Source organism: Psychrobacter sp. T6-6 (assembly GCF_052258185.1).
Taxonomy (GTDB): domain Bacteria; phylum Pseudomonadota; class Gammaproteobacteria; order Pseudomonadales; family Moraxellaceae; genus Psychrobacter.
The window spans coordinates 115,291-140,246 of sequence record NZ_JBQQEX010000006.1 but is presented as its reverse complement, the minus strand read 5'-3'; the positions used below and the strand labels follow the sequence as shown (position 1 = coordinate 140,246).

Annotated in this window: 21 protein-coding genes and 2 tRNA genes; 13 read left to right on the top strand and 10 right to left on the bottom strand. The window is 45.6% G+C overall.

Annotated features, from left to right (window positions below):
- Positions 1-2: 2 nt before the first annotated feature.
- The 3 genes from nusB to hisF form a co-directional block, all read right to left on the bottom strand.
- Entirely contained in the window at positions 3-845 is an 843-nt protein-coding gene (gene nusB, locus ACTXGL_RS10660; RefSeq protein ID WP_443526768.1) for a transcription antitermination factor NusB, read from the bottom strand.
- Between the two features lie 257 nt (positions 846-1,102).
- Positions 1,103-1,621, bottom strand: a complete 519-nt coding sequence (gene ribH, locus ACTXGL_RS10655; protein ID WP_319052082.1) for a 6,7-dimethyl-8-ribityllumazine synthase — start codon at positions 1,619-1,621, stop codon at positions 1,103-1,105.
- A 186-nt stretch (positions 1,622-1,807) separates the two neighbouring features.
- The gene (hisF, locus tag ACTXGL_RS10650; RefSeq protein WP_347163512.1) at positions 1,808-2,590 is read right to left on the bottom strand and encodes an imidazole glycerol phosphate synthase subunit HisF; all 783 of its coding nucleotides are present in this window, start codon (positions 2,588-2,590) and stop codon (positions 1,808-1,810) included.
- A gap of 97 nt (positions 2,591-2,687) precedes the next feature.
- Between hisF and ACTXGL_RS10645 the strand changes: the two genes are divergently transcribed.
- The 5 genes from ACTXGL_RS10645 (at position 2,688) to ACTXGL_RS10625 (ending at position 6,873) form a co-directional block, all read left to right on the top strand.
- Complete coding sequence (locus tag ACTXGL_RS10645) at positions 2,688-3,536, top strand: class II glutamine amidotransferase (RefSeq protein WP_443526767.1); 849 nt, start codon at positions 2,688-2,690, stop codon at positions 3,534-3,536.
- Positions 3,537-3,817: 281 nt separating this feature from the next.
- A complete protein-coding gene (locus ACTXGL_RS10640; RefSeq protein WP_443526765.1) occupies positions 3,818-4,984 on the top strand; it encodes a homoserine kinase in 1,167 nt (388 codons plus the stop codon).
- A gap of 78 nt (positions 4,985-5,062) precedes the next feature.
- Complete coding sequence (locus ACTXGL_RS10635) at positions 5,063-5,386, top strand: hypothetical protein (RefSeq protein WP_443526764.1); 324 nt, start codon at positions 5,063-5,065, stop codon at positions 5,384-5,386.
- Positions 5,387-6,307 (top strand): class II glutamine amidotransferase, encoded by a 921-nt coding sequence (locus ACTXGL_RS10630; protein ID WP_443526763.1) that lies wholly within the window; start codon positions 5,387-5,389, stop codon positions 6,305-6,307.
- 134 nt (positions 6,308-6,441) lie between these two features.
- The gene (locus ACTXGL_RS10625) at positions 6,442-6,873 is read left to right on the top strand and encodes a hypothetical protein (protein ID WP_443526762.1); all 432 of its coding nucleotides are present in this window, start codon (positions 6,442-6,444) and stop codon (positions 6,871-6,873) included.
- Here ACTXGL_RS10625 and ACTXGL_RS10620 read toward each other — a convergent pair.
- Both ACTXGL_RS10620 and ACTXGL_RS10615 read right to left on the bottom strand, forming a co-directional pair.
- Entirely contained in the window at positions 6,870-7,445 is a 576-nt protein-coding gene (locus ACTXGL_RS10620) for a YchJ family protein (protein ID WP_443526761.1), read from the bottom strand. The two genes, ACTXGL_RS10625 and ACTXGL_RS10620, sit on opposite strands and share 4 nt — an antisense overlap.
- A gap of 29 nt (positions 7,446-7,474) precedes the next feature.
- The gene (locus ACTXGL_RS10615) at positions 7,475-8,191 is read right to left on the bottom strand and encodes a metal-dependent hydrolase (RefSeq protein ID WP_443526760.1); all 717 of its coding nucleotides are present in this window, start codon (positions 8,189-8,191) and stop codon (positions 7,475-7,477) included.
- 127 nt (positions 8,192-8,318) lie between these two features.
- Between ACTXGL_RS10615 and ACTXGL_RS10610 the strand changes: the two genes are divergently transcribed.
- Positions 8,319-9,335 carry a DUF3025 domain-containing protein gene (locus ACTXGL_RS10610; RefSeq protein WP_443526759.1) on the top strand — a complete coding sequence of 339 codons (1,017 nt, stop codon included), beginning with the start codon at positions 8,319-8,321 and terminating at the stop codon, positions 9,333-9,335.
- A gap of 307 nt (positions 9,336-9,642) precedes the next feature.
- The gene (gene acnA / locus ACTXGL_RS10605) at positions 9,643-12,480 is read left to right on the top strand and encodes an aconitate hydratase AcnA (RefSeq protein ID WP_443526758.1); all 2,838 of its coding nucleotides are present in this window, start codon (positions 9,643-9,645) and stop codon (positions 12,478-12,480) included.
- Between the two features lie 98 nt (positions 12,481-12,578).
- Here the strand turns inward: acnA and ACTXGL_RS10600 are convergent, their stop codons facing one another.
- The 5 genes from ACTXGL_RS10600 to gltX all read right to left on the bottom strand — a co-directional run bounded on the left by ACTXGL_RS10600 (position 12,579) and on the right by gltX (position 16,008).
- Positions 12,579-13,232 (bottom strand): LysE family translocator, encoded by a 654-nt coding sequence (locus ACTXGL_RS10600; RefSeq protein WP_443526756.1) that lies wholly within the window; start codon positions 13,230-13,232, stop codon positions 12,579-12,581.
- 291 nt (positions 13,233-13,523) lie between these two features.
- A tRNA-Glu gene (locus tag ACTXGL_RS10595) sits at positions 13,524-13,599 on the bottom strand.
- 148 nt (positions 13,600-13,747) lie between these two features.
- A tRNA-Ala gene (locus ACTXGL_RS10590) sits at positions 13,748-13,823 on the bottom strand.
- A 122-nt stretch (positions 13,824-13,945) separates the two neighbouring features.
- Positions 13,946-14,311, bottom strand: coding sequence for a hypothetical protein (locus ACTXGL_RS10585; RefSeq protein WP_443526755.1), 366 nt, complete (start codon positions 14,309-14,311; stop codon positions 13,946-13,948).
- A 173-nt stretch (positions 14,312-14,484) separates the two neighbouring features.
- On the bottom strand, positions 14,485-16,008 hold the full coding sequence (gltX, locus tag ACTXGL_RS10580; RefSeq protein WP_443526754.1) for a glutamate--tRNA ligase: 1,524 nt from the start codon (positions 16,006-16,008) through the stop codon (positions 14,485-14,487).
- A gap of 367 nt (positions 16,009-16,375) precedes the next feature.
- On the opposite strand from gltX, the gene rsmH reads away from it, so the two are divergent.
- The 6 genes from rsmH to mraY all read left to right on the top strand — a co-directional run bounded on the left by rsmH (position 16,376) and on the right by mraY (position 24,913).
- The gene (rsmH, locus tag ACTXGL_RS10575; RefSeq protein ID WP_443526823.1) at positions 16,376-17,428 is read left to right on the top strand and encodes a 16S rRNA (cytosine(1402)-N(4))-methyltransferase RsmH; all 1,053 of its coding nucleotides are present in this window, start codon (positions 16,376-16,378) and stop codon (positions 17,426-17,428) included.
- Positions 17,429-17,849: 421 nt separating this feature from the next.
- Positions 17,850-18,329 carry a cell division protein FtsL gene (gene ftsL / locus ACTXGL_RS10570; RefSeq protein ID WP_319052334.1) on the top strand — a complete coding sequence of 160 codons (480 nt, stop codon included), beginning with the start codon at positions 17,850-17,852 and terminating at the stop codon, positions 18,327-18,329.
- Positions 18,326-20,407 carry a peptidoglycan D,D-transpeptidase FtsI family protein gene (locus tag ACTXGL_RS10565; RefSeq protein ID WP_443526753.1) on the top strand — a complete coding sequence of 694 codons (2,082 nt, stop codon included), beginning with the start codon at positions 18,326-18,328 and terminating at the stop codon, positions 20,405-20,407. The genes ftsL and ACTXGL_RS10565 overlap by 4 nt, the downstream gene beginning before the upstream one ends.
- A 68-nt stretch (positions 20,408-20,475) precedes the next feature.
- Complete coding sequence (locus ACTXGL_RS10560) at positions 20,476-22,257, top strand: Mur ligase family protein (protein ID WP_443526751.1); 1,782 nt, start codon at positions 20,476-20,478, stop codon at positions 22,255-22,257.
- Positions 22,258-22,339: 82 nt separating this feature from the next.
- Positions 22,340-23,791, top strand: coding sequence for a UDP-N-acetylmuramoyl-tripeptide--D-alanyl-D-alanine ligase (locus ACTXGL_RS10555; RefSeq protein ID WP_443526749.1), 1,452 nt, complete (start codon positions 22,340-22,342; stop codon positions 23,789-23,791).
- 3 nt (positions 23,792-23,794) lie between these two features.
- The gene (mraY, locus tag ACTXGL_RS10550; RefSeq protein ID WP_443526747.1) at positions 23,795-24,913 is read left to right on the top strand and encodes a phospho-N-acetylmuramoyl-pentapeptide-transferase; all 1,119 of its coding nucleotides are present in this window, start codon (positions 23,795-23,797) and stop codon (positions 24,911-24,913) included.
- Positions 24,914-24,956: the final 43 nt, after the last annotated feature.

The window sequence follows — 24,956 nt, the reverse complement described above, 5'->3', positions numbered from 1 at the left end:
GGTTAGTCTTTGCTTTTTGTGTCGTCAGTGGCTTTCTTATTTGCTTTAAATTCACTGATATTGGCACTGGCTTTACTGGCACTACTGCGCTTGACGTTAGCCTTGTTAGCACTGATACGCGGCTTGTTTGAAGCAGTTGGTGCCTCATCGACAGCGTTTGTAGTTTGAGTAGCTGATTCGACATCGTCTGCTAGCACTGTTTCAGCTTGCTTAGATGCTGCTTTTTGTGAGGTACGTAGGTTAGCTTTGGTATCTGCTTGCACTTCAAGCGCGCGCACTTCAACAGCCATTTTGTCCAGTACCGCATTAATCAATTTGTGAGCATCAGTCGCGCCAAAGTGATTGTTAAGCTTCATCGCTTCATCAAGCACGACTTTGTAAGGAATTTCCATACGGTTTTGCAGCTCATAGGCACCAATCAGCAAAATAGCGTGCTCAACGGTGTCTAACTTGTCAATCTCACGATCGAGATGTTGACTAATAAGGGCGTCTAGCGCTTCAATCTGCTCTGGAATATCACGCATCATTTCGTGATAGTAGCCGATATGCACAGTGTGCATGGCATTGGTGGCACGCGTACGTGCAGCGATGTCATGTGGGGCATTGTCTTTCCAGCCAAGCTTGCCATCGACATCAAAGCGGCGGTCGGTGACGAGCCACTCGTATAGTCCTTGCATCGCAAAGCGGCGCGCCTTACGGATAGCAGTGTGACTGGTCTTGTAAGAAGACTCACTCATATCGAAGGTTTGATCACCTGCACTACTGCTCGCTATACGGGTAGCTTCAGCTTCGTTGGCTTGTGCGGTTTTCGCAGCGCTGATAGCGCGCTTGAGTTGGTCAGTCATAGGGGGTCTGTACCTAAATTTTTGAGATGATACCCAGTCAAAAACTAAATCAGCAAAGCATTGATTCGAGTGTGTTGAGATAGAATACTATCAGAACGCATATGTACTTACTTTGCTTATTCAGTTTTATAAAGAGTATAGAAATACGGCGAAAATTCAAAAAATAGCCAGTGTGTTGATAGCTGGCGTCGTGCTATAAGGTACTGCTATTACCAAATAGCAGCACCAGTCAAAACAGTACGTTCTAGCTTCAAAGCTTAAGCTTCATCGATATCATCAATATCGAGCTGTGACAAAACAGCAATCATTTCTAGCACAACCATCGCAGCTTCAGAGCCTTTATTGCCTGCTTTAGTACCAGAGCGCTCAATAGCTTGCTCGATGCTATCCGTTGTGATGATACCGTTGGCAACAGGGATATTATAATCCATTGCCACAGCGCTCAGACCTTTGGCCGACTCACTGGCTACAATATCAAAGTGCGGCGTGCTACCACGGATGATTGCACCCAGTGCCACAATCGCGTCAAAGCGATCTGATTCAGCCGCGCGCTGGGCAACAAGTGGCAACTCAAATGCACCAGGAACACGGACAACGGTAATGTTGCTACCCAATACACCATGACGGAGTAGGGCGTCGATTGCGCCATCAACTAGTGACTCGACGACAAAACCATTAAAACGACCAACGACGATGCCAATGCGAGCGTCAGCATTTTGATGCAAGTTGCCATCGATATGGGTCACATCGCTGCGCTGCTGTTGTAAGTTCGACATAAAAAATCCTTTGCTTAATAAAGCGTTCAATTGAGATATAGACGTAAATAAATAGCTAAATATACAAATACGTTCAATCAACTCGGTCGCCTATCATTTTGGCGTTGTCATAGTTAATTGAACGAAAATAAATGGTTAGCACTATGATAGCATTTTTTTGGGTTTTATTTGTATTTTACGAACGTGCTATAGACGCATCTGTATACCTTGCGCTGCCATGTATTCCTTGGCCTCCAACACGGTGTACTCACCGAAGTGAAAAATACTGGCGGCAAGTACCGCATCGACACCACCTTCTAGCACGCCTTCTGCCAAGTGCTGTAGGTTGCCGACGCCACCTGAGGCAATAACAGGTACATTGACCCGGCTGGTGATCTGCTGCATGAGTGCCAAGTCATAGCCTTTTTTGGTACCATCACCGTCCATCGAAGTGACTAGCAATTCACCAGCGCCCAGCTCGGCCATTTTGCTCGCCCAAGCAACGGCATCAATACCGGTTGGCTTACGACCACCATGGGTAAAAATTTCCCAACGCGGCACGGTAATACCGTCGACGTTGATATCAGCGACACGTTTGGCATCGATGGCCACAACGATACATTGGTTACCAAATTTTTGCGCGGCTTCACCAACGAACTCAGGGGTGAATACTGCTGCTGAGTTGATTGCGACTTTGTCCGCACCTGCATTGAGCAAATTGCGAATATCAGCGATTTTTCGCACGCCGCCGCCGACGGTGAGTGGCACAAATACCGTCTCAGCCATGCGCTCAACGGTATGATACGTGGTGTCGCGCTCGTCATTGGTCGCGGTGATGTCCAAAAAGGTAATCTCATCAGCGCCTTGTTCGTTGTAGCGTCGGGCGACTTCGACAGGGTCGCCAGCGTCTTTGATATCAACAAACTGAACCCCTTTGACCACGCGGCCATTGTCTACGTCAAGACAGGGAATAATACGTTTTGCTAGCATAAAACCGCCTATTAATTCGCGCAAGAATACAAAGATACATCACATAAAATGCTATGATACGCGTAACTATTTTACAAAACAAATGCAAAGGGTGCTTATGTGTCAACTGCTCGGCATGAACAGTAAAAATCCTGCTGATATCGGTTTCTCTTTTGCTGGTTTTCGGGCTCGTGGTGGGCTTACAGACGATCATGTTGACGGTTTTGGCATTGCTTATTTTGAGCCGACGGGTCTGCGTTTGTACTGCGATAATCGCGCGGCGATGGACTCCCCACTTGCTGAGTTGGTCAGTCAAACTCGAGTAAAAGCTGATAATACTATTGTCCATATACGCAAATCAGATGATCAGTTACTCAGTAATGCTCATCCTTTTACGCGTGAGATTTGGGGCGAGGCTTGGGTGTTTTCTCACAACGGTAAAATGACCATTAAAGATGCGGCCGATAGCGACCCTATCAAGCAAGGCAAATCACATCACTATTGCCCAGTAGGGGACACCGATTCGGAATTTGCGTTTTGTTACTTGCTCAATCAACTAAAAGACCAGTTTGAGTACAAGCCCGATGCACAGACACTGTATGAGTTCTTAACCGTGCAATGCCGTTTTTTGGCGAATTATGGACTGTTCAATTGCGTGATGTCCAATGGTGAGTGGATGCTTGGCTATGCCAATACGTTATTGTTTCATGTGACTCGTCAAACTCCATTTGGCTCAGCGGCTCTCATTGATGTGGATGTAACGATGGACTTTGAGACCGTCAACGAGACAGACGATGTCATGACGGTGCTCGCTACCACCCCACTTACTAGTGATGAAAACTGGCAACAGCTGGCCGTTGATGAGTGCATTATTTTTGCAGAAGGTCATATGGTTTATCAAGATGTCCCTAAGTCCCCTGTTTATTTGTCGATTGAAGAAGGTTTAAAGATTGCAAAAAATGCTTAGCCTATATATTAGCTAGCCTATGTGTCAGCTGTTTTATTAAGTCATTGTTTTATTAAGTAGCTGCCTGCTGAGTTGCTATTTTACTATGTGGCTACTTTTATCAGTATCAGCTACGTCATAGAACGCAGCCGATTGACAAAATATCTTAACGATATTTAAAGTTTGCTTATCGGCGACGTAATGGTCACTATTATTGACTGTCACCACATTTATTATTACCCAAATTGAATTTATTATTTCACGTACTACTTTTACTATTTAACCGTCATAAGTGAGATGTCATGTCCGTCTATACCCAGTTAACCGATGATCAGTTTGCCGCCTTTTGCCAAAGCTTTGGTGTGTCGTTCGCCCGTGCGATTCCAATCACTCAAGGTATCAAAAACTCAAACTGGTTTATTCAAACGACTGATGATGTAGAGGGTACATACTCTTATGTATTTACCTTGTTTGAAGAGCGTCCACCTGCTGATATCGAAAAAATGGCAATCATCCTAAACCAGTTAGATGGCAAACTACCTGTTGCCGCGCCATTGGCAGTTATTGAATCGAATAGCGCTCAAACGGATAGTGACGATAAACGTTATGTCATCCATTATGAAGACAAAGCGATTACCCTAGTGCCATGCCTATCAGGATCGCATCCAGACCAAACCACGCAAGCGATGTGTCACGATATCGGGGCGGCGTTAGCCATGCTGCATGAGACCCTGCAAGCACTGCAGCCAAGCGAGCAATATGGCGTACCCTTATACCCATGGGCAGATGTACGTGACCGCGAAATGCAGTTTATGCCAGGTGACGAAGCCAAATTGATGAGCGATATTTGGCAGTCTTATCGCGATCTACCGCTGACTACATTGCCAAACGGCTTATGTCATTTAGATATGTTTGCTGACAACACATTATGGAATCTACAAAAAGGTGAAGCACGTCTGACGGGTTTGTTAGATTTCACTGAAGTCAGTGTCGAGCACTATGTGATGGATATTGCTATCACTATCAATGATTTTTGTACCACGTGGGGCGTCGCTGAGCAGGGCGAGTCTGTGAACTTTGATCGCAATAAAATGGCGGTATTCTTACAAGGTTATGAATCGATACGCCCACTAAATACTGATGAGAAACGTGCACTACCTGTTATGCTAGCAAAAGCAGCAGTGATATTCTGGTTACTGCGTCTAAACGTGATTCATTACAACCGTACCGAAGGTCGTACGGGTGACAACATCATGGTCAAAAACCCTGACTTGATGAAGCGTTTAGCCGCCTATCATTGGGCACATGTCGAAAAAGCGCAGAACGCAGTGTTTGTATTATCGAACACACAGAACAATCACATTGCTGGTGTGTTTAGTAGCATGGCACAAGCCGAGCAAGCACACGAAAAATTAGCTAATAGTAGTGAGTTTGCAGTCAAAGAATATACACTAGATCAAGTATCCTAAACATTGCTTATCCACTTACCCTAGTAACAAATATGCTAGCAGTAGATATCCTAGTAGCAGCACTTTGGAGACGACACCATGACTGATCAAGTTGATAACTGGCACAAACTGGCACGTTTCGATACCAACATGCAGGGCGAGCTGCATGCCAACCTGCTACGCAATAATGGCATCGCGGTGTCTCTACAGCCGCTAAGTGCTATCCCTGGTATGAACTCTGGTATAGTGCTTTGGGTAGAGGGTACAGAGCTAGCAGAAGCTCAGCGTATCTTAGAGGGTATCGATACAGACAGTAGTGCTAGGGCTGATCTACTCGCCAATATGAGCGATGCTGAGCTCGGTATTACTCCAGAAACCGAGCACAATCATGGCAAACAAGACTATAAAAACGGTGAACTATAAATGTGTCAACTTTTAGGAATGAACTGCAATACCCCGACGGATATTGGCTTTAGTTTTGCAGGATTTCGCAAACGCGGCGGAATGACAGACAGTCATGAAGACGGTTTTGGTATTGCGTTTTTTGAACGTAGCGAATGCAGCAATAATGACAACACTAACGATGACACGGTAAATGATTCAACAGGCCTGCGTCTATTTCATGACAACAGACCGAGCCACCTGTCACCAGTAGCTGACTTGGTGAACAATTACCCAATCAAAGCCATGAATGTCATCGCTCATATCCGTAAAGCGACGCAAGGGCAGAACTGTTTGGCAAATACGCATCCGTTCGTCCGTGAAGTATGGGGCGAGCAGTGGGTGTTTGCGCACAATGGACAGATGAATAGCGAGTTTATCAAGCGTTGCCAGCGCCTGCAAGACAACGGTAATGCCGCGCATTGTCAGCCAGTGGGTAGCACTGACTCTGAAATGATCTTTTGCTATCTCATTAATCGTTTAAAGAGTAGCTTCAAAACTCGTCCTGACGACCAAACACTGTTTAATTTTTTGACCACGCAGTGTCGCTATCTGTCTGCAAATGGTCTATTCAACTGCTTGATATCGAACGGCAAGTGGCAACTGGCTTATGCGGGCAGTTTGTTGTTTTATCTAACGCGAAAAGCACCATTTGGTGAGGCGAAATTATCAGACGACGATCTGGCGATTAACTTTGGTGATGTGACCACAGACACGGACAAAGTCACGATCTTAGTCACCGTGCCGCTCACTGAAAATGAGAAATGGCAACAGCTGGCGGTCAATGAGTGCTTAATCTTTCAAGACGGTGATGTCATTTATAAAGATAGCCCAAGCCAGCGCAAGTTTTTGACGGTTGAGGAAGGGATTGCGATTGCACGGGAGGTTGGGGCGAGTGTTTAGGGAATGATATTTGGCAATTTTGAATAGTTTACTTTGTACATTGATGTTTTTGACGAATAGTTCAGACCTTCTAATAACTTAGAATGTATATATAAGCAGTATTTAATTCTCTTCATACTGTATCAGGTATCTTAATGATTGATTTTTTTGTAAAACAAGCTATTAGTGATGAAAAGGCTAGTTTGTTACTACAGAAAGTTTTTAGCTTGCCAGAAAATAAGGTTGCGGTATTAAGCTTGCAAGAGATAGGAACCTTAGGAAATCAACTTCCAAAACTTTGCGAATGTCTCGGAGTAAAAAGTCTCATAGAAGGTGATGCTTGTATGCTATTACAGATTTACCGAATTAAGATTCCACTTGATATTTTTTTGAAAAGACTTCAATCTTTTTGCAAAACTGAGTCTATAACTTGCTATGTGCCCTCTGAAAATGTTTATGCTAGTAGTTACTACAACTATTACAAAATTACGCCAGATTGCGAAATGATTGAAGTATCTGAATGGCTTAAAGACGACAATGAAGATAATAAGCAAATATATTTTCATAACAAGCTAATAAAAAACTAACCCAAATATCCCCCACAACACCGCTTAAATTTCTCTCCAGAACCACAAATACACGGTTGCTTTTGCGTCACTGTTATCGCAACCGTCGGGTCTAAAAAGTACCAACGCGCATCATTACTAAACTTGTCTTTTGTTTTCACAAAGGTAGATAACTCATGATGCGCTTGTATTTTTTCTGCTAAATCACGAGCATTATCTTTGGTATTAAAATACGCCTCAAACTCAACCTGCGCATGTCTTTTGCCCAGCTTTGGCGTATGCTTCACAATCTCTAAGCCTGCCCAGTCCGTCTCTTTTGCCCAACTCTCAACCGATGTGACGTCAAGCAAAGCCTGCTGTGCAGGTAGCGTGGTCTTAACGATATAGTCTGGTTTGATGAGTACAAATGCACTATAGCGCGACCGCATAAGCCGCTCGGCTGTCTCCGCTTTTAGACCACCTACTTCGTCATCATAAAAAGCATTATGATAAGGCTGGCAGCACTCTTGATAGGAGAGCGGCGAGTCTGTCTCTGATAACGGATTGATTTGGCAAGGGCAGGTTTGGGTAGTAGATGGTATAAAAAGTGACATAGCATACTCTAATGATTGGTAGTAATAGCTTACCGTAGCATATCTTCTAGGAGTGTCGGCAGCATACCAACTCTTAGCTGTGCCCATGCAGAAGGATCACTTAGTCGCGACCAAAACATCTCAAAAGGCGGAGCGACATACACCAGTAATGCAAGGATAGTATATAAGAGCAAGTACCACCATTTATCTTTTGGCTGGTAGAACTTCATCGCTGTGCCCGATGAGCGCTTCATTTTCATATTAGACAAATTCACGCTATACAGCTCGTCCAATGATAAATGCACTATCGCCCCGCCAAACAAAAACAGACCGTAAAACCAGCTGGTCGTCAGTGGTAGGTGTAGACCGTAATAACTTAAGCACGTCAGACCCAATCCCAATATCGCCATATATGGCACAGAGTGGATGACGCCGCGATGCACAGTCATCGTAGTAAAAATATGAAAAACGACATAACGCATAAAACCGTAGCCAGCCAGCCATAATGCTATCAGCGAAAGCAAGCTTAGCTCACTACGCCAGTGCATGACTAAACCAAAGGCAAAGACAAACGAGGTGATATTAAAACCAAGCTTAATCGGTGTTGAGTTATCCGAATCTAAATCTGGTAACAACCCGCCAATAGTCCCAAGCGCCACACACATCAAAAATCCTGAGTCGTCGATCAGTCCAGCTTTATATACGGTCAGACTCATGGCACCGCTAACCATAAATGCAACGTTTAAGTGGGTATTAAAATTTGCCATAAAAACTCATTTATCCATCGCGCTCAAAAAGACCTTTCGAGTCGCTCATCTAGCTGTAAAAAAGCGCACCATGATACCATAGACCGCCCATACGTCTAACAGAGATAAACCTTGAGAGATAGCGCTTATGCCAGCCAGTGACTTGCCAGCCAAACCAAATCCCGACACAGACAATAACGACCCTTCTATCGTAAAGGGTACACTTGATAAGTCCTTTGCCGATATTGATTGGCAAGCACCGTGGTTGTCTCATATTACCCAGCTGGGTTATCTCAGCACAACTATTGCGCACCTTAGCAATATCAAGCACCAGGCAGACAGTGTGGGCACGCCAAAAGCTATCGGTAGTACACCTGATGTCGTTGGTGCAGTATTGAAAACAGCGATGGAACGGCAAGCGGCGGTCTTGGAGCAACCCTTACCACAGACCAAACCAGCTCATGATAACAAGCCGCAGACCCTGCAGTTTGTCTCTCAAAATGCATTGCCCGATGGCGAAGCTTACGAGCATTTCATCGGGACAAGCGGACATATTCCGACGAGGGACAATTTGCATGATTTATTTAACGGTAGTATCTGGCTGACCTTCCCAAAGACTAAGGCTATGCTCAATTACTATCATATGCTAGAGATTGCCAAGCAAGGCGTTAGTGAGCGACGAGGACGGGTACGTGACACTATTACTGTCTTTGATGAGAATGGCGCCGTGCTGGTGACTTCTGATGTTAGTATCGGTGAGGCGTTGGTTAGTTTTGACTGGCAGGCAAGTTTGGTGAAACCACGAGCTAAATGGGACAACCCAGCACAACCTGATAACAGCGCTCAGGCAGCAGTCTATATCTTTGGGCATGCACTACTTGAGCAACTGATACAACCGCGTAAACCATTATGTGCGCATAGTATTGTCATTCATGTTTCACAAGAGCTCTTTACCTTATCATTGGCTGAACGTATGAGCTATTTAGATGATAAGGTTGCCGAATACATGGACACGTTATTATCAAATGATGATGTCAAACCACGACAGCTTGCGCCGCTACCGATTTTAGGTGTACCGCATTTCTGGGCAGCAAACGCCGTGACCGAGTTTTATGACGACAGCTACGTGTTCCGTAGTGGCAGACGCCAAAAACCCAGTAAGTGATAGCGATCACCATTAGTATATAGCTCATTAAGCCTTTGTTACGTTTACGATTGTGCCACGATTCGATAACGTCTAGACGTTAACAAAGCCTTGCATGTTTGTTATGGTAAAAGAAGCTTTTGTTGAGCAAGCAAATAGCATTGTTAAAGTAGCATTATTTTCTTTGCGAGCAGAAGCGGTCATAAGATAAATTGACGACACCTTTCGATTATCAAAATCAATTCGATCATTTATTCAGCCACCAGTCATATACCTACACCCATAATAATTGACGTCTAGGATCTATAACAACGATAAGGAAGCTATCATGAGTGATATTTTTAATGTAAAAGACACCCTCTCAGTCGCTGGCAAGGAACATGCCTTTTATAGTTTGCCAAAGCTGACCGAAACTTACGAACATATCGATACCCTACCATTTTGTATGAAAGTGGTATTGGAGAACCTATTGCGTAACGAAGACGGCGGCCAGTCGGTTGGCAAAAACCATATCGAAGCAGTTGCTAACTGGGATGCAGGCGCTGAGGCATCAAAAGAGATTGCCTTTATGCCAGCACGTGTGGTCTTGCAAGATTTCACTGGTGTGCCGTCAGTTGTTGATTTGGCCGCGATGCGTGATGCAGTGGTTGAGCTTGGCGGTAAAGCTGAGCAAATTAACCCATTTATCCCTAGTGAGCTGGTCGTTGATCACTCTGTACAGGTCGATGCTTATGGCCGTGAGGACGCACTAGATCTCAACGAAAAAATCGAATTTAAGCGTAACAATGAGCGCTATGAGTTTTTGCATTGGGGCAAACAAGCCTTTGAGAACTTCGTCGTCGTACCACCAGCGACAGGTATCGTGCATCAGGTCAACCTTGAGTATCTCGCTCGCGTCGTGATGGCAGCAGATGTTGATGGCGAGCTGATGGCTTATCCAGATACCGTATTTGGCACAGACAGCCACACCACGATGATTAATGGTATCGGTGTGCTTGGTTGGGGTGTGGGCGGTATCGAAGCCGAAGCGGCGATGCTGGGTCAACCTTCCTCGATGCTGATTCCACAAGTGGTCGGATTTGAGCTCAAAGGCAAGCTGACCGAAGGCGTCACAGCAACTGATTTGGTATTACGTGTGGTGGAGATGCTACGTGCACACGGCGTGGTGGGTAAATTCGTTGAGTTTTATGGCGAAGGCTTACACAGTATGCCATTGGCCGATCGCGCTACTATCGCCAACATGTCGCCAGAGTACGGTGCGACTTGTGGTATTTTCCCAATCGATCAGATGGCGATTGATTACCTGCGTCTGTCTGGTCGAGATGAAGAGCAAATTGAGCTGGTTGAGCAATATGCCAAGGCGCAAGGCTTATGGCATGATGCTGATACACCAGCGGCGACTTATTCTAGTAAACTAGAGCTAGACTTATCTTCAGTACAACCAGCACTAGCTGGTCCTAATTTGCCGCAGCAGCGTATCAACCTATCAGATATGCATGAGAAGTTTGGCGAAACGTTAGCAAAAATGAATAAAGACCGTAAAGTAGAAGTGGACGGTAAGATACGTTTTGATCAAGAGGGCGGCGAGCAAGAGCAAGCAGAGGATCTAGTGGCTGAGCCAAAGATCGAAGTCGACACAAGAGACGATGATCTCAAACATGCTCCGGCAAATAACGTCTTCTCAAATGTCAGTATCGATGATAAGCAGCACAAGTTAAGAGATGGCTCAGTCGTAATTGCTGCCATTACCTCTTGTACCAATACCTCAAACCCTGCGGTTATGATCGGTGCCGGCCTAGTAGCCAAAAAAGCTGCTGCCAAAGGGCTCAAAGCTAAGCCATGGGTCAAAACGTCATTGGCCCCTGGCTCTAAAGTCGTCACTGATTACCTAGAAAAAACCAACCTTATGGATGAGCTAGAAAAAACAGGCTTCTATCTTGTGGGTTATGGGTGTACCACCTGTATCGGTAACTCAGGGCCACTTCCTGAAGCGATTGAAAAAGGTATTGAAAAGAACGACTTGGTTGCTTCTGCCGTACTGTCAGGTAACCGTAACTTTGAAGGTCGTATCCACTCACATGTGAAGGCCAGTTATTTGGCATCACCGCCGCTAGTAGTTGCCTATGCGTTGGCAGGTACGGTCGATATCGACTTGACAACACATCCATTAGCGCAAGACCAAGACGGCAATGATGTCTATCTAAAAGATATCTGGCCAACCTCAGAAGAGATTAATGAGCTGATCGCTAACAATATCGACGCTGATATGTTCCGCAAAAACTACGGTGAAGTGTTCGATGGTAGCGCAGCGTGGAACGCAATTAGCTCAGCGGATAGTCAGCTGTATCCGTGGGACGAAGGCTCGACCTATATCAAAAACCCACCGTTCTTTGATGGTATGACTATGGAGCCAGAAGGTATTCCTGATATCGAAGGCGCACGTATCCTTGGTCTGTTCGGTGATTCAATCACCACCGATCATATCTCACCAGCAGGTAACATCGACCCAGATTCGCCAGCAGGTCAGTACTTACAAGAGCGCGGTGTAATGGAAGCAGACTTCAACAGCTATGGTTCACGCCGTGGTAACGATGCAGTCATGACCCGTGGTACCTTTGCTAATATCCGTATCAAAAACACCATGATGGACGGCAAGGAAGGCGGTTATACCTATTACTTCAAAGATGACAGCGCTACGTTACAAGATGGCGAAGAAATGCCCATCTATAATGCAGCGATGAAGTATAAAGAAGATAAGCGTCCGCTCGTCGTGCTTGGCGGATCAGAGTATGGCTCAGGCTCTAGCCGTGACTGGGCAGCCAAAGGTACAATCCTACTAGGCGTAAAAGCGGTATTGACCAGTTCGTTTGAGCGTATTCACCGTTCAAACCTCGTCGGTATGGGCGTGTTGCCATTGACGTTTGAAGATGGTGAAAACGCAGAAACCTACAAACTAGATGGTTCTGAAGTATTGAGCATCACGGGTCTGGACAATGGCGAAAGCAAAACGGCCACCGTTACGGCTACGCGTGCTGATGGATCGAGCGAGACCTTTGAGGTTAATGTCGGTCTACAAACGCCAAAAGAGCGCGAATATGTGCGTCATGGCGGCGTATTGCACTACGTACTACGTCAACTGGCGGCTGAAAGTAAAGAAGCAAGCTAGTAATTCGTTAAGCTTTATATGACGAAAAGCCCAATCTCCTTTAAAGTAGGGGATTGGGCTTTTTTATTGAAGATGTTTTTTTATTAATACACTTTTCTCTATGCTTCTTCAGTCAATAACTTAATCCCCAAGCCCACAAACACCACACCACTAATTCTGTTGAGTATTGTTTCAATAGAAGGGTTTTCTCGCAAGCGTATACTAAACCGAGCTGCTAATAGTGCCAAACATAAGCACCATATAAACCCACTGGTAGCAAAGGTCAGCCCTAGCATTAGAAATGACAACATGCCATAAGCATAACTGGCATCGATAAATTGAGGGAAAAACGCGAGGAAAAATAAGGCGACCTTTGGATTAAATACATTGGTCAACACGCCTTGCTTATAGATTTGCCAGCTGTCTACATTCTGTTTATCAATAGTGCGTTCGTCTTTAGATAAACTATTCGCTATTGAATTTGAATTTTTGCTCAGTAGCATTTTTAGACCTAAGTAGCATAAGTAAGCCGCACCGATATATTTGACGATCATAAAGGCCACAGGTGAACTGGCGATCAATACGGACAATCCTAAAGATGCCAAGAGGGTATGGACCAAAATACCCGAGGTGATGCCCAGAACAGAATAAAACCCTGCTGTTTGCCCTTGTGAAACACTACGGGTGATGATGTACATGCTATCCGTACCTGGCGTTAGGTTTAACAAAATAGCTGCCAAGATAAACCCTAAATAGTCCTCAATACCAAACATAGCAATCACTTCCCTTCAATCACGCTAAGCCCCATCATTTATAGTAGATAGGTACGCTTTGTAAATATGCTTATCAGATCGATATTAACGAGTATTAGATAGTTTGGCAATAGCGCTATCAACAGTAAGCTAGCAGCTATTAATAATAAGCTAACGACAACAGAATAGAGGGTTTTGAGAAATGACAGACATAAAAAAAACCAGTCACCGTATGATGACTGGGTTTTTTATTGTTCGCTTATTAGTCTAACCTGATGCTAAGCAAAAGTGCTAATAAGTGACGCCGAATAGTGGCGTCCCCAGGGGGATTCGAACCCCCGTTACCGCCGTGAAAGGGCGGTGTCCTAGGCCTCTAGACGATGGGGACGCATAGAGTGTTATAACCAGTGGTTACAACGGTACTTCACAATATCAGATAGCTTATTAAATAAGCATTGCCCAGGTGCTGATATCGTCCTACTAGCGAGTATTTATGATTACGTTTCAGTAATACTGAGCGTTGGTATAAATAAGTATGGTGGAGCTAAACGGAGTCGAACCGTTGACCCCTTGCATGCCATGCAAGTGCTCTACCAACTGAGCTATAGCCCCTCGCTAAGAGTGTGCGTATTTTATGCAAGACCGGCTGTCCTGTCAACCACTATTTTAAAAATAATTCATAAATATGCAAAAAAAAGTGATTTAGCCTACTCTAAAAGCTTAACAAAGCCAAATTAACGTAGATTTTGCTTAAGTGCGATCTCTTTGATGGCTTTATCGGTATAAAACTCTGCTTCGCTGCCATCAGAAAAAATAATCGCACAGCATTCAGTTGGCACATATTGACCGCCTTTTTCTCTGATTGTTCTTATACCTTTGACGCCAATGATGTCATATTCGCTCAATTTATCTAGATTATGCTTGGTGTAACCACAGTAAGTGCTATATATCCATTTTAAATCTTCGAAGTCTTGGCCCTTGGTCAGAGTCAAATTTGCGTCAAAAAGCTCTTTTACGATGGCATCATAATATTTCTGTGCTTCTTTTAGGGTGTTAAATACATAATCTTTGCTTTCTATGGTGACGGTTTTGGCAGCCATGTCTATTTCCAATTAAAATATTGAGTAAGAGATTTTTATATTCTGAGAGTAGTAGTGCTTATCAACAACGAAACAAGGGTCAGAGATGGCCTGACCCTTTTACATTCAACAAGTTTGGCTAATTGGCTGAAACTATTTAGGCTGTTTAGCCGATAAACTATGCAGCAACTGAACTATTCAGCAGAGGCTAAGAAATCTGGTAATTCTGCCGCTTGTTTTTCAAGCTTTTTAAGTTTCTTTTTACCCAAACCACCTAGTACATCAACCGCATGACGCAAGCGAGTCAATGTCATATCAGCACCGATAATCGCCATGGAGTTCATAACGGGCGTCGATGACGTGCTACCAGCGATAGCGATAAAGAACGGCGCCATAAAGTCGCGCATCTTGATATCAAGGTGAGCAGCAAGGCCTTTTAACGTGGCATAGATGTTTTCTTCCGACCACGTTGGTAGGGTCTCAAGCTGCCAAAGCGCCAATTGCAGCATCTCGATAATTTGCTCAGGTGCAAGCGTCTTATGAGTGAAGCTCTCAGCATTAATATCAGGTAAGTTTTGGAAGTAAAAACCTCCCCAGTTTACCGCATCAGACAATAGCTCGATACGTGGTTGAATCGCCGCTGCGATTGCGGTGAGCTTGTCACTATTGCTGGCCCATTCAAGAATTTTGTTCTTTAGCTCTTCAGGGGTGAGCGCACGTAGCCATTCGCTATTGACCCAGTTGAGCTTTTCGATGTCGAATATAGGGCCGCCAAGCGACACACGCTGAATATCGAAGCTTGCGATCATCTCATCCAAGGTAAATTGCTCGGCATCATTAGGCATTGAGTAGCCCATACGCCCAAGATAGTTTAACAATGCTTCAGGCAGTACGCCTGCATCACGATAGTAGGTGATCGACGTTGGGTTTTTACGCTTAGAGAGCTTTGACTTATCTGGGTTACGCAGTAGCGGCATATGACAAAGGGTTGGCATCTCCCAACCAAAATACTCATAAAGCAGCTGATGTTTAGGCGCAGAGTTCAGCCACTCTTCACCGCGCATGACGTGGGTGATTTCCATCAGATGGTCATCGACGACGTTGGCTAGATGATACGTTGGCATGCCATCTGTTTTTAGTAGCACTTGCATGTCGACTTGGGTCCAAGGAATCTCAACGGTACCGCGCAGCATGTCATTTACGTGACAGATGCCTTCAGTCGGTACACGCATACGAATCACATGCGGCTTGCCCTCGCTTACCAATTGCTCAGTTTTTTCCGGTGCAAGATGAGCACAGCGACCATCATAACGAGGGGTCTCGCCGTTGGCCATTTGCTCAGCACGCATGGCATCTAACTCTTCGCTAGTACAAAAACAGCGGAACGCATGGTCTTTTTCTATGAGTATCTCGGCGTGTTTTTTGTAGATATCGCTGCGCTCGCTCTGACGATAAGGGGCATGCGGGCCACCAATATCTGGACCTTCCGCCCAATCTAGTCCGACCCAGCGTAAGGCGTCCAAAATCATTTGTTCTGATTGCTCAGTCGAGCGCGTCTGGTCAGTATCTTCGATACGTAAGATGAATTCGCCGCCATGCGCTTTGGCAAATGCTAGGTTGAATAGCGCAATATAAGCAGTACCTACGTGTGGGAAGCCAGTAGGTGAAGGGGCGATACGCGTGCGCACAGGGCGTGTGCTGTCAGTAGAGGTTTGCATGGTAAAAGTCTCAAAATTTGCTATCGATATAAGCTATTAGTATAAATAGCGATGAAAGATATGAAGTCGATGTGAAGAAATAGCGTAAAATATAGCGCTAGTATAACAGAGACATGTGATATTTTTAATGAAAAGCCCTTCTAGTGCTTGACTCGCCGTGTATCCTTGCGATAATAATGCTAGGCAAGTCATAACTTGTTTATTTTCATCCAATTACTGGCCAGTATGGTCGTCATCTATTGAGTTGTTTGTGTCCCTATCAAAGTCTAAGCCAAAATCGAAAGCCAGTTCTTCTATTGCCACTGATCTCTCTGAGTCAGCGCCCAGCCCATCATTGACAAGTGATGCGTCTACGCAAAATGTCGATATGGATATTACTCACGCCCGTCATGAGGGCGATATCACGTCTGATGAATTAAGTTTTGTCCATGATGCGGTGCTATTACAAGAGGCTGTCGCTGCAGTGCTGGGCGTAAAAGCATTACCTAAGCAAAAAGCAAGCGACCAAAATAGCCCAAATAACCAAGATAGCTTAGATATAAGTGGGATTTACGTCGATGCGACCTTCGGTCGTGGCGGTCATAGTAGGTTACTATTAAGTCAACTTGCTGATGATGCCACACTGATTGTCTTTGACAAAGACCCAACGGCCATTAGCGTAGCGCAAGAGTTGGCAAGTAAAGACAGCCGTGTGCGTGTGGTTCATGACAGCTTTGCGACCTTGACTGACAGTCTAGCTGCTATGGGCATCAGTGAAGTGGATGGGTTGATGGCGGATTTGGGCATTTCATCACCGCAGATTGATGATGGTAGTCGCGGCTTTAGCTTTATGCGTGATGGGGCAGTGGACATGCGTATGGATACCAGCCGTGGCCAGTCAGTTGCCGATTGGCTTGAAACAGTCGATGATGAGACGTTGGCCAATGTGCTCTATGAGTTTGGTGAAGAGCGTCACAGTCGCCGTATTGCTCGCGCTATCAAACAGATGGAGGGCTATGACTCTACGCTTGAGCTGGCAGAAGTGATCAAAGTAGCGCATCCTAATTGGCAACGCGGTAAGCATCCAGCGACACAAAGCTTTCAGGCCATGCGTATCTTTATTAACAATGAGCTGGGAGATGTCGATGACTTTTTAGCGCAAAGCATTCCGATTTTAAAACCAGGTGGTCAGCTGGCGGTGATTAGCTTTCACTCATTAGAAGATCGCCGTATCAAACAGTTTTTGCAGCGTCATAGTAAAGGCCAGTATCCAGAAGACGAAAATCTACCGATGCCGCCGAATCGTCCGCGTTATTTTAGCAAGCCAAAACGCGTTGGCCCTAGCAAAGCTGAAACCAGTCAGAATCCGCGCGCGCGCAGCGCCTGGTTGCGACTGGCCACTCGTACTGATACAGCGTATCAGCAAACGGACGCATCATAAATCTTGGATGAAAGCACTAAGCAGGTCGCGTATGGTTGCTATTGTCTATCTCAATGATGTGCAAATGTCTTAATCGCTACGCCACTGTTAAAAAGCTGTAAATATTGTCTGTTAGGCTCGGCAAATAATTTTTATCTGTTTCACGATCTATGAGGCTTATGGACTCATGGATCGATCATCTTCTAAGCTAAAATTAAGTGTCCATTCATTTAATCTAGCACGGCAGTAGATCTGGTTTTAACAGGATACATTGATAATTGTAGACCTCTATAGTCATAGGCTTTTATAGTCAGGCTGCTACGGTCATACGATGGTTATCTCTGGTTTTATTTTTATTGATGGTACTGCTGGGCAATGTTAAGTTCGTTGTTTGCAACTCACTATTTACTTTATCGTTTACGTTCACTTTTTTGAGATCGTCATGGCAATATCTGACAAACCTGCAAATCGCCGCGCTGTACCCTCCAACACCGATATCGGCGAGCTGTTCGTGCGCCGATTCAATGTGGTAAGCATTTATGTGGTCGTACTGCTGCTACTGGCAGCCGCAATCGTCTGGAGTGGTATCAAAACTGCCGAAGAAGTTCAGCAATATCATCAGGATTATAAAACCTTGCAAGACATGAAAAAACAAGAGCGTAAGTTACAAGTAGAGCACCAGCGGCTATTGATTGAGCAGCAAACCTTCAGCGCCACACCTCAGATTGCCAGCCGTGCCGTTGCTGAACTGGGCATGTACTCCCCAACCCTAAAAGACAAGCTTATTATCCAGCCTGGCGTCGCGACAGCGTTGGTGCCAGTAGTTTCTGATGACTCAGACGAAGAGTTGACTGACGCTACTGGTCCACGTGCTTCCACCGACATCTCTCCTGAAGAACCGGCAATGGAGGCAGGACAATGAGTGAGAAAAAAACCAAACCTACAGCAAAAAGCACCGGCAAAAAACCAGCCAGCGGTAAGGTAACAAAGCCGTTGCGCCGTGCTAGCGCTGCCAAATCTGGGCAAGCGAGTGATAAAGCGGCAGGCAATCGTAAGGCAAAGCTATTTGGCCGTATAAAAAAGAGCGATACCAAAGGCGCTTATAACGCTGGAAAAAACTCAAAGAGCAAACGAGGGTTCTTAGGTAAGGCCTCTGGCGCTTCTTCTCGTGGCGGTTTTGAGCAAGACAAAAACCGTTTTCGTACTGTTTGGGGTTTGGCGCTGGTAATATTAGTGTTATTGATTGGCCGTGCCTATTATATCCAAGTGGCTAATGCGCAGTTTTATCAAGACAAAGGCAATGAGCTCATCACCAGTGAGCGCACACAAAAATCTTATCGAGGCATGATTACAGATCGCAATAACTTACCGCTTGCAGTCAGTGCGCCGCTTGCGACCGTATCATTTAGTCCGCACGATTACGCCAGTGAGTATTACGAGCTTAAGCGTATTATTTTGACCAACCCTAGTAGTCCACAACTACAGGCGCGTATGCAAAAACGCTTGGATAATATGGATCTGACCACGCTAGCAACGGCTGCTAATATTTCAGTCGATGAGCTAAAAAAAGTCACCGCAATCGATGACAGTCTCGATGTGACTGACAAGGATGCTGTCAAAGCGGCACTGCCATCTGGTGCAGGCTCGCATTATCTACCGCTGCTCAACAAAGTAACGCCTGAGATTGCTCAAAGCGTCAGCTCCCTTGACTTCCCTGGTGTCCACGAGAAAAACTTCTTTCAGCGTTATTACCCGCAGCCGCAATCTAATGCGCAGCTACTAGGATTTATGGGACAGAATGCCAATGATCCCGAGGGCGGTTATGAGGGCCGTGCTGGTATTGAGCGTCAGCATGAAAAAGAGCTGGCAGGTGATGACGGTAAAGTGCTGGTCTTGAAAGATGCCAAACAAAACAGTCTAAAAGAGATCAAGCAAATCGAGCCTGAGATACCAGGTAAAGATGTGGCCCTGACGATTGATTCGCGTTTGCAGTATTTGCTCTACAAAGAGCTGGAAAAAGCAGGACGCTTGCAAAAAGCACGCTGGTCAACAGGTATGATCGTCGATGTGCAAACGGGCGAGGTACTGGCACTATCGACATGGCCGTCATTTAACTCAAATAATCTCAATGAGATGACGGGCGAAAACCAACGTAACCGCGCGCTGTTAGATGTGTTTGAACCAGGTTCAGTTATGAAACCATTTACCGTTGCTGCTGCATTGGACTCAGGTAAATATACACCGACTACCTTGATTGATACCAACCCTGGCTCAATTCGTGTGCGCGGCTATACCATTCGAGATCATAATAATCTTGGTATGATCAACATGGCAACGCTGCTACAAAAATCCAGTAACGTCGCCTCTACCAAGATTGCGCTCTCGCTACCGCCTGAAGCCATTACCAACATGCAAAAACAGTTTGGCTTTGGGACAAAAACCCCTTTACAGTTCCCAGGTGAAGGCAGTGGTCTCATTGTGACACCAAAAGAAAAAGAAACCTCACGGCGTGCGACGGTCAGTTACGGTTACGGTCTACAAGTAACGCTAGCACAGGTGGCTCAAGCTTATTCAGCACTAGCGGCAGGCGGAGTAATGCACCCATTGACCTTAATCAAAAATGACAAGCCGCAGCCCAGCAAACGTATTATGGCGCGCGAACAAGCGATGTCGATCGTCCAAATGCTCGAGAGTGTGACTGAGCCAGGCGGTACCGCCAAAGCCGCTGCTATTGATGGCTATCGTGTGGCAGGTAAGACAGGTACCTCGCGCCGCATCAATCCAGAAGGCGGCTATTATACTGATCAGTATCGCAATGTGTTTGCTGGTATGGCACCAGCCTCTAATCCAAAGCTTGTAGGCGTGATGCTTATTGAAGATCCGCGTGGTCAAATCTATGCTGGCCTCACCGTTGCCCCTGTATTTCATAACGTTATGAAAGAGGCGTTACGATTGTACAATGTGCCTTTGGATAAGCCGCTCAAAACAGAACCACAGTAGGCGTTGAATTATTTTAAGTAGTCAGCGCTTCTAAGCGCTGATTTGTATTAACTGTTTAGGAATCGCTCATGACCTTGCCTACCTTATCGCCAAATGGCGCCCCTGTTATCTCTGTTACTTTGCAACAGCTTATCGATACTAGCGATAGCAGACTGACGCAGCAATTGACAGAAATGATGGCAACATCGGCTCAAAAGGCGGCAAATCAGGCAATCTCAGCTCAGGTTCATCCTATCGCTGATATCGCCTTTCGGCAGTTTCAATTAGACAGTCGCCAACTGTCTGATAATGACGTATTTATCCTTTTAAACAGCCACACGCCGAACATTCAAAAAAGCCGCGATTATCTGTTGCAGGCCGCCTCAAAAGCGGCTTTTGTGCTATCAGAAATTGATCCTATCACCTTAATGAGCGAAATGAGTGGCTCTGTAGATACCAGTAATGCGTTGGCGGTAGATAGCAAAAGCGATGCGTCACAGCAATTAGCAGCACTCCCATGCCCAGTCTTATACGTTCCTAACATCCGTGATTTTTTGGGTAGTTTAATCCAAGCGTATCTACAATATCAGCAGCCAGTGACATTACCCAAAGTAGTGGCGGTGACAGGTACTAATGGCAAGACCACTATCAGTCAATTGGTAGCGCAGCTTACACAATTGACAGGTATGAGTAGCGCGGTGATGGGTACCGCAGGTAATGGTAGGCTTGGCGCGTTAGTGCAGGCGAGTCATACCACAGGAGACGCCTTGGCTGTACAGCAGTTTTTGTATCAAATGGGTGCAGAGAGTGCTGAAATACTGGCACTAGAAGCCAGCTCTCATGGTTTAGATCAGCAGCGCTTGCAAGGTATGCCTGTTTCTGTGGCAATTTATACCAATCTTAGCCGTGATCACTTAGACTATCATGCCGATATGGCAGAATATGCTGCCGCCAAAGCCAGGCTGTTTGATACGGCACATTTTCCAGATCTAACTCATGCCATTATCAATATTGATGACGAGCATGCTCAGGTGATGCTAGAGACTGCACGCGCTAGTAAATTAACGGTATGGACCTACAGTTTAGACCCGTTGGCATCCGCTACCTTTGTCGCGGCTGATATCACGCCGAGTCTGCAAGGGGTCAAGATTAGCTTACGTACAGATTTTGGTGATGAGCAAGCCACGACTATAGATATTGTTAGTCCATTATTGGGCCGTTTTAATGTAGCCAATTTACTCGCCGCGATAGCCGCTACTACGGCGCTGAATACCCAGTCAAATAAAAATCAGTCAAATAGAACTCAGTTAAATGATGTTCAGTTAAATGCTGCCCATTCAGATATAAGTATTCATCGCATTGCAGAGGCAGTGACACAGTTACAAGGCGCTGTCGGGCGTATGCAGCGTGTGCCATCTAATGATGGCTGTTTTATCGTTGATTATGCGCATACACCAGATGCACTCAGTCAGGTGTTAGCGAGTTTGAAGACCCACTGTAAGGGCCAATTGTGGGCAGTATTTGGTTGCGGCGGCGACCGTGATGCAGGTAAGCGTCCGCTGATGGCACAAGCAGGTCTAGCAGGTGCTGATAAAGTTGTCCTAACTGCGGACAATCCACGTACCGAAGACCCCACTGCTATTTTGCAAGACATGCAAGCTGGAATGAGTGCTGAGCAATATCAACACACTCACATAGAGCCTGCGCGCCAACAAGCAATTGTGTATGCCGTCAGTCAGGCGGGTCCAGATGACATCGTCGTCATTGCAGGCAAAGGCCATGAAACTTACCAAGAAATCAACAATGTTCGTTATGACTTTGATGACAGTGTTATTTTGCAACAGGTATTAGAACAAGCGGGCCGTGTATAGCCGATAGACTCTCGCTGCATAAAATAGTCAAGAGTGATCATTAAATACAAAAATTAAGTAGTCATCATATAAGGTAACCACTATGACAGCCGACACCGATAACACCATCCAGTCGCAAGGGCTTTATGTCTGGCAAATGGATAATATGCTTGCTGCGACAGCGTCGCTCGATGGTCATTGGCAACTGCCACAAGACCATACAAATGCAGGAGAAGTCGCTCTAGCCAGTAAGCGTATCGCTACCGACACTCGCACGATAAAACCAGGTGATATCTTTTTGGCGTTAAGTGGTGAGAATTTTGATGGTCATGATTATATTGATATGGCAGCATCAAAAGGTGCAATTGCTGCTATCGTGTCTCGTCCTACCGCATCATCCGATGCAAATACTATCCCGCAGTTGGTGGTAAGTGACACCCGTTTGGCTTTAGGTCAATTGGCCAGCTATCGACGTCAGCAGCACACAGACCTGACCGTGATTGCTATTACAGGCTCGAGTGGCAAAACAACCTGCAAAGAGATGCTGGGTAGCATTTTTGGTAGATTGGCGCCGACATTGATTACTCGTGGCAACCTCAATAATGATTTGGGCGTGCCAATGATGCTGCTTGAGCTATCAGATCATCATCGCTATGCTATTTTAGAATTGGGTGCCAATCATATTGGTGAGATCGCTTATACGACTGAGATCGTCCGCCCTGACGTGGCCTGTATCCTAAATATCGGTACTGCCCATTTAGGCGAGTTTGGTAGCCGTGAAGGGATTTGCCAAACCAAAGCAGAGATTTATCACACTTTGACGGACGCGCAGTATGCGATAGTGCCTGATAAGGATGATTTTACCAATCAGTTGCGCCGTATTGCTGAAAAGCACACTTCACATGTGATTGGGTTCGGTAATACCGATGTCAGTGCAAGTCATCTGGATGTAGAACCTGAGCGTAGTGAGTTTAAGCTACATATCGGTAATCAAATTCATGATATCAATTTGCCATTAGCAGGCGAGCATAATGTCAATAATGCTTTGGCCGCTGCCGCCTGTGCATACGCGCTAGATATTGAGGTCAATGATATCGTTGTGGGTCTAGAAAATGCGCGTCCAGCAAAAGGTCGCCTGAACAGTCAGATACTGGGTATGCATCGCCTTATTGATGATACGTATAATGCTAATCCTCACTCGGTACGTGCCGCTGCTAAAGTGCTGGCTGCACAAACGGGCACGCAAGTGATGGTGTTAGGGGATATCGGTGAGCTTGGGGATGCGGCAGTTAGTGAGCATCAAAGCTTGGGCCGTACTATCGCGACCACAGGTATTGATGTATTGCTGTGTGTAGGTGAGTATGCCGCCTATACTGTTGCCGGCGCGCAAGAGATTTCTGATATCAATGCGCATGCATTTGCAGACAAAGACAGTTTATTAGAATATTTACAGCCGTATTTACAAGCGCAACAAGCTAAGCCTTGCACTGTGTTGTTCAAAGGCTCGCGCTCCATGAAAATGGAAACACTTATACATGCATTAGTAGAGGAGTAGGCGGTGTTAGTTTGGTTGTTTGGCTGGCTTGGTCAGTATTATACGCCGTTTTCTGCGGTTTCTTCGTTGACGCTAAGAGCACTGCTCGCGGTCGTCACCGCGCTTATGTTTAGCATGGTTTTTGGCGGACGTGTCATTCGACATTTGCGTTCGCTCAAATACGGCCAGGCTATTCGGAACGATGGGCCTCAATCGCATTTGGCCAAGACAGGTACGCCTACCATGGGCGGGGTACTCATTCTGAGTGCTATTGGCATATCGACGCTGCTATGGGCACGCCTAAATAATCCTTACGTTTGGATTTTGCTCGTTGTTATGGTTATTTTTGGCGCGGTAGGCTGGGCAGATGATTGGCTCAAAATTAAATATAAAGACCCCAAAGGTCTGATCGCACGAAAGAAATATTTTTGGTTGTCGATGGGCGCATTGTTCGTCGGTGTCTCGTTGTACTATATCGCCACACTACAGCCAGACATCAACACCACTCGTGAGATGCAGGACCTGTTATTGCCCGTATTCAAAGACTGGATGATTCCATTTTCAGCAGTGCCCTTTGGTATTGGTTTTATTATCTTTACTTACTTTGTGATCAATGGCGCCTCCAATGCGGTCAATCTCACGGACGGTTTAGATGGTTTGGCGATTTTGCCAGTCGTTTTGGTTGCTGCAGGTTTGGGCGCAATGGCTTATGTATCGGGTGATGTGCGCTTTGCAGATTACTTGCATGTGCCTTATATTGCCTATAACTCTGAAGTTCTCATTGTTTGTGGCGCGATGGTTGGGGCAGGACTTGGTTTCTTATGGTTCAATGCTCACCCAGCGCAGGTATTTATGGGAGATGTCGGTGCACTGGCACTCGGTGCGATGCTAGGTACGATTGCGGTGATGACGAGACAAGAGATTGCCTTTGCTATTATGGGTGGTTTGTTTGTTGCTGAGGCGCTATCAGTGATGCTACAAGTGGGTTCTTATAAACTGCGCAAAAAGCGCGTTTTCCGTATGGCACCGCTGCATCATCATTTCGAAGAGATTGGCTGGAAAGAAACACAAGTAGTAGCCAGGTTTTGGATTATCGCTATCATACTTGTTATTCTTGGACTGATGACATTGAAGCTGCGTTAAAACGTCAGCCTCAAACCGTATTGTAAGTACACTTATACCAGCC

Bases quoted from the DNA above. Each gene is read 5' to 3' on its own strand.
- ACTXGL_RS10565 (WP_443526753.1), top strand. From the start codon at position 18,326: ATGAGTGAGAAAAAAACCAAACCTACAGCAAAAAGCACCGGCAAAAAA.
- ACTXGL_RS10625 (WP_443526762.1), top strand. From the start codon at position 6,442: ATGATTGATTTTTTTGTAAAACAAGCTATTAGTGATGAAAAGGCTAGT.
- ACTXGL_RS10560 (WP_443526751.1), top strand. From the start codon at position 20,476: ATGACCTTGCCTACCTTATCGCCAAATGGCGCCCCTGTTATCTCTGTT.
- ACTXGL_RS10585 (WP_443526755.1), bottom strand. From the start codon at position 14,311: ATGGCTGCCAAAACCGTCACCATAGAAAGCAAAGATTATGTATTTAAC.
- ACTXGL_RS10635 (WP_443526764.1), top strand. From the start codon at position 5,063: ATGACTGATCAAGTTGATAACTGGCACAAACTGGCACGTTTCGATACC.
- gltX (WP_443526754.1), bottom strand. From the start codon at position 16,008: ATGCAAACCTCTACTGACAGCACACGCCCTGTGCGCACGCGTATCGCC.
- hisF (WP_347163512.1), bottom strand. From the start codon at position 2,590: ATGCTAGCAAAACGTATTATTCCCTGTCTTGACGTAGACAATGGCCGC.
- nusB (WP_443526768.1), bottom strand. From the start codon at position 845: ATGACTGACCAACTCAAGCGCGCTATCAGCGCTGCGAAAACCGCACAA.
- rsmH (WP_443526823.1), top strand. From the start codon at position 16,376: ATGGATATTACTCACGCCCGTCATGAGGGCGATATCACGTCTGATGAA.
- ACTXGL_RS10610 (WP_443526759.1), top strand. From the start codon at position 8,319: ATGCCAGCCAGTGACTTGCCAGCCAAACCAAATCCCGACACAGACAAT.
- ribH (WP_319052082.1), bottom strand. From the start codon at position 1,621: ATGTCGAACTTACAACAGCAGCGCAGCGATGTGACCCATATCGATGGC.
- ACTXGL_RS10620 (WP_443526761.1), bottom strand. From the start codon at position 7,445: ATGTCACTTTTTATACCATCTACTACCCAAACCTGCCCTTGCCAAATC.
- ACTXGL_RS10600 (WP_443526756.1), bottom strand. From the start codon at position 13,232: ATGTTTGGTATTGAGGACTATTTAGGGTTTATCTTGGCAGCTATTTTG.
- ACTXGL_RS10630 (WP_443526763.1), top strand. From the start codon at position 5,387: ATGTGTCAACTTTTAGGAATGAACTGCAATACCCCGACGGATATTGGC.
- ftsL (WP_319052334.1), top strand. From the start codon at position 17,850: ATGGCAATATCTGACAAACCTGCAAATCGCCGCGCTGTACCCTCCAAC.
- ACTXGL_RS10640 (WP_443526765.1), top strand. From the start codon at position 3,818: ATGTCCGTCTATACCCAGTTAACCGATGATCAGTTTGCCGCCTTTTGC.
- ACTXGL_RS10555 (WP_443526749.1), top strand. From the start codon at position 22,340: ATGACAGCCGACACCGATAACACCATCCAGTCGCAAGGGCTTTATGTC.
- ACTXGL_RS10615 (WP_443526760.1), bottom strand. From the start codon at position 8,191: ATGGCAAATTTTAATACCCACTTAAACGTTGCATTTATGGTTAGCGGT.
- ACTXGL_RS10645 (WP_443526767.1), top strand. From the start codon at position 2,688: ATGTGTCAACTGCTCGGCATGAACAGTAAAAATCCTGCTGATATCGGT.
- acnA (WP_443526758.1), top strand. From the start codon at position 9,643: ATGAGTGATATTTTTAATGTAAAAGACACCCTCTCAGTCGCTGGCAAG.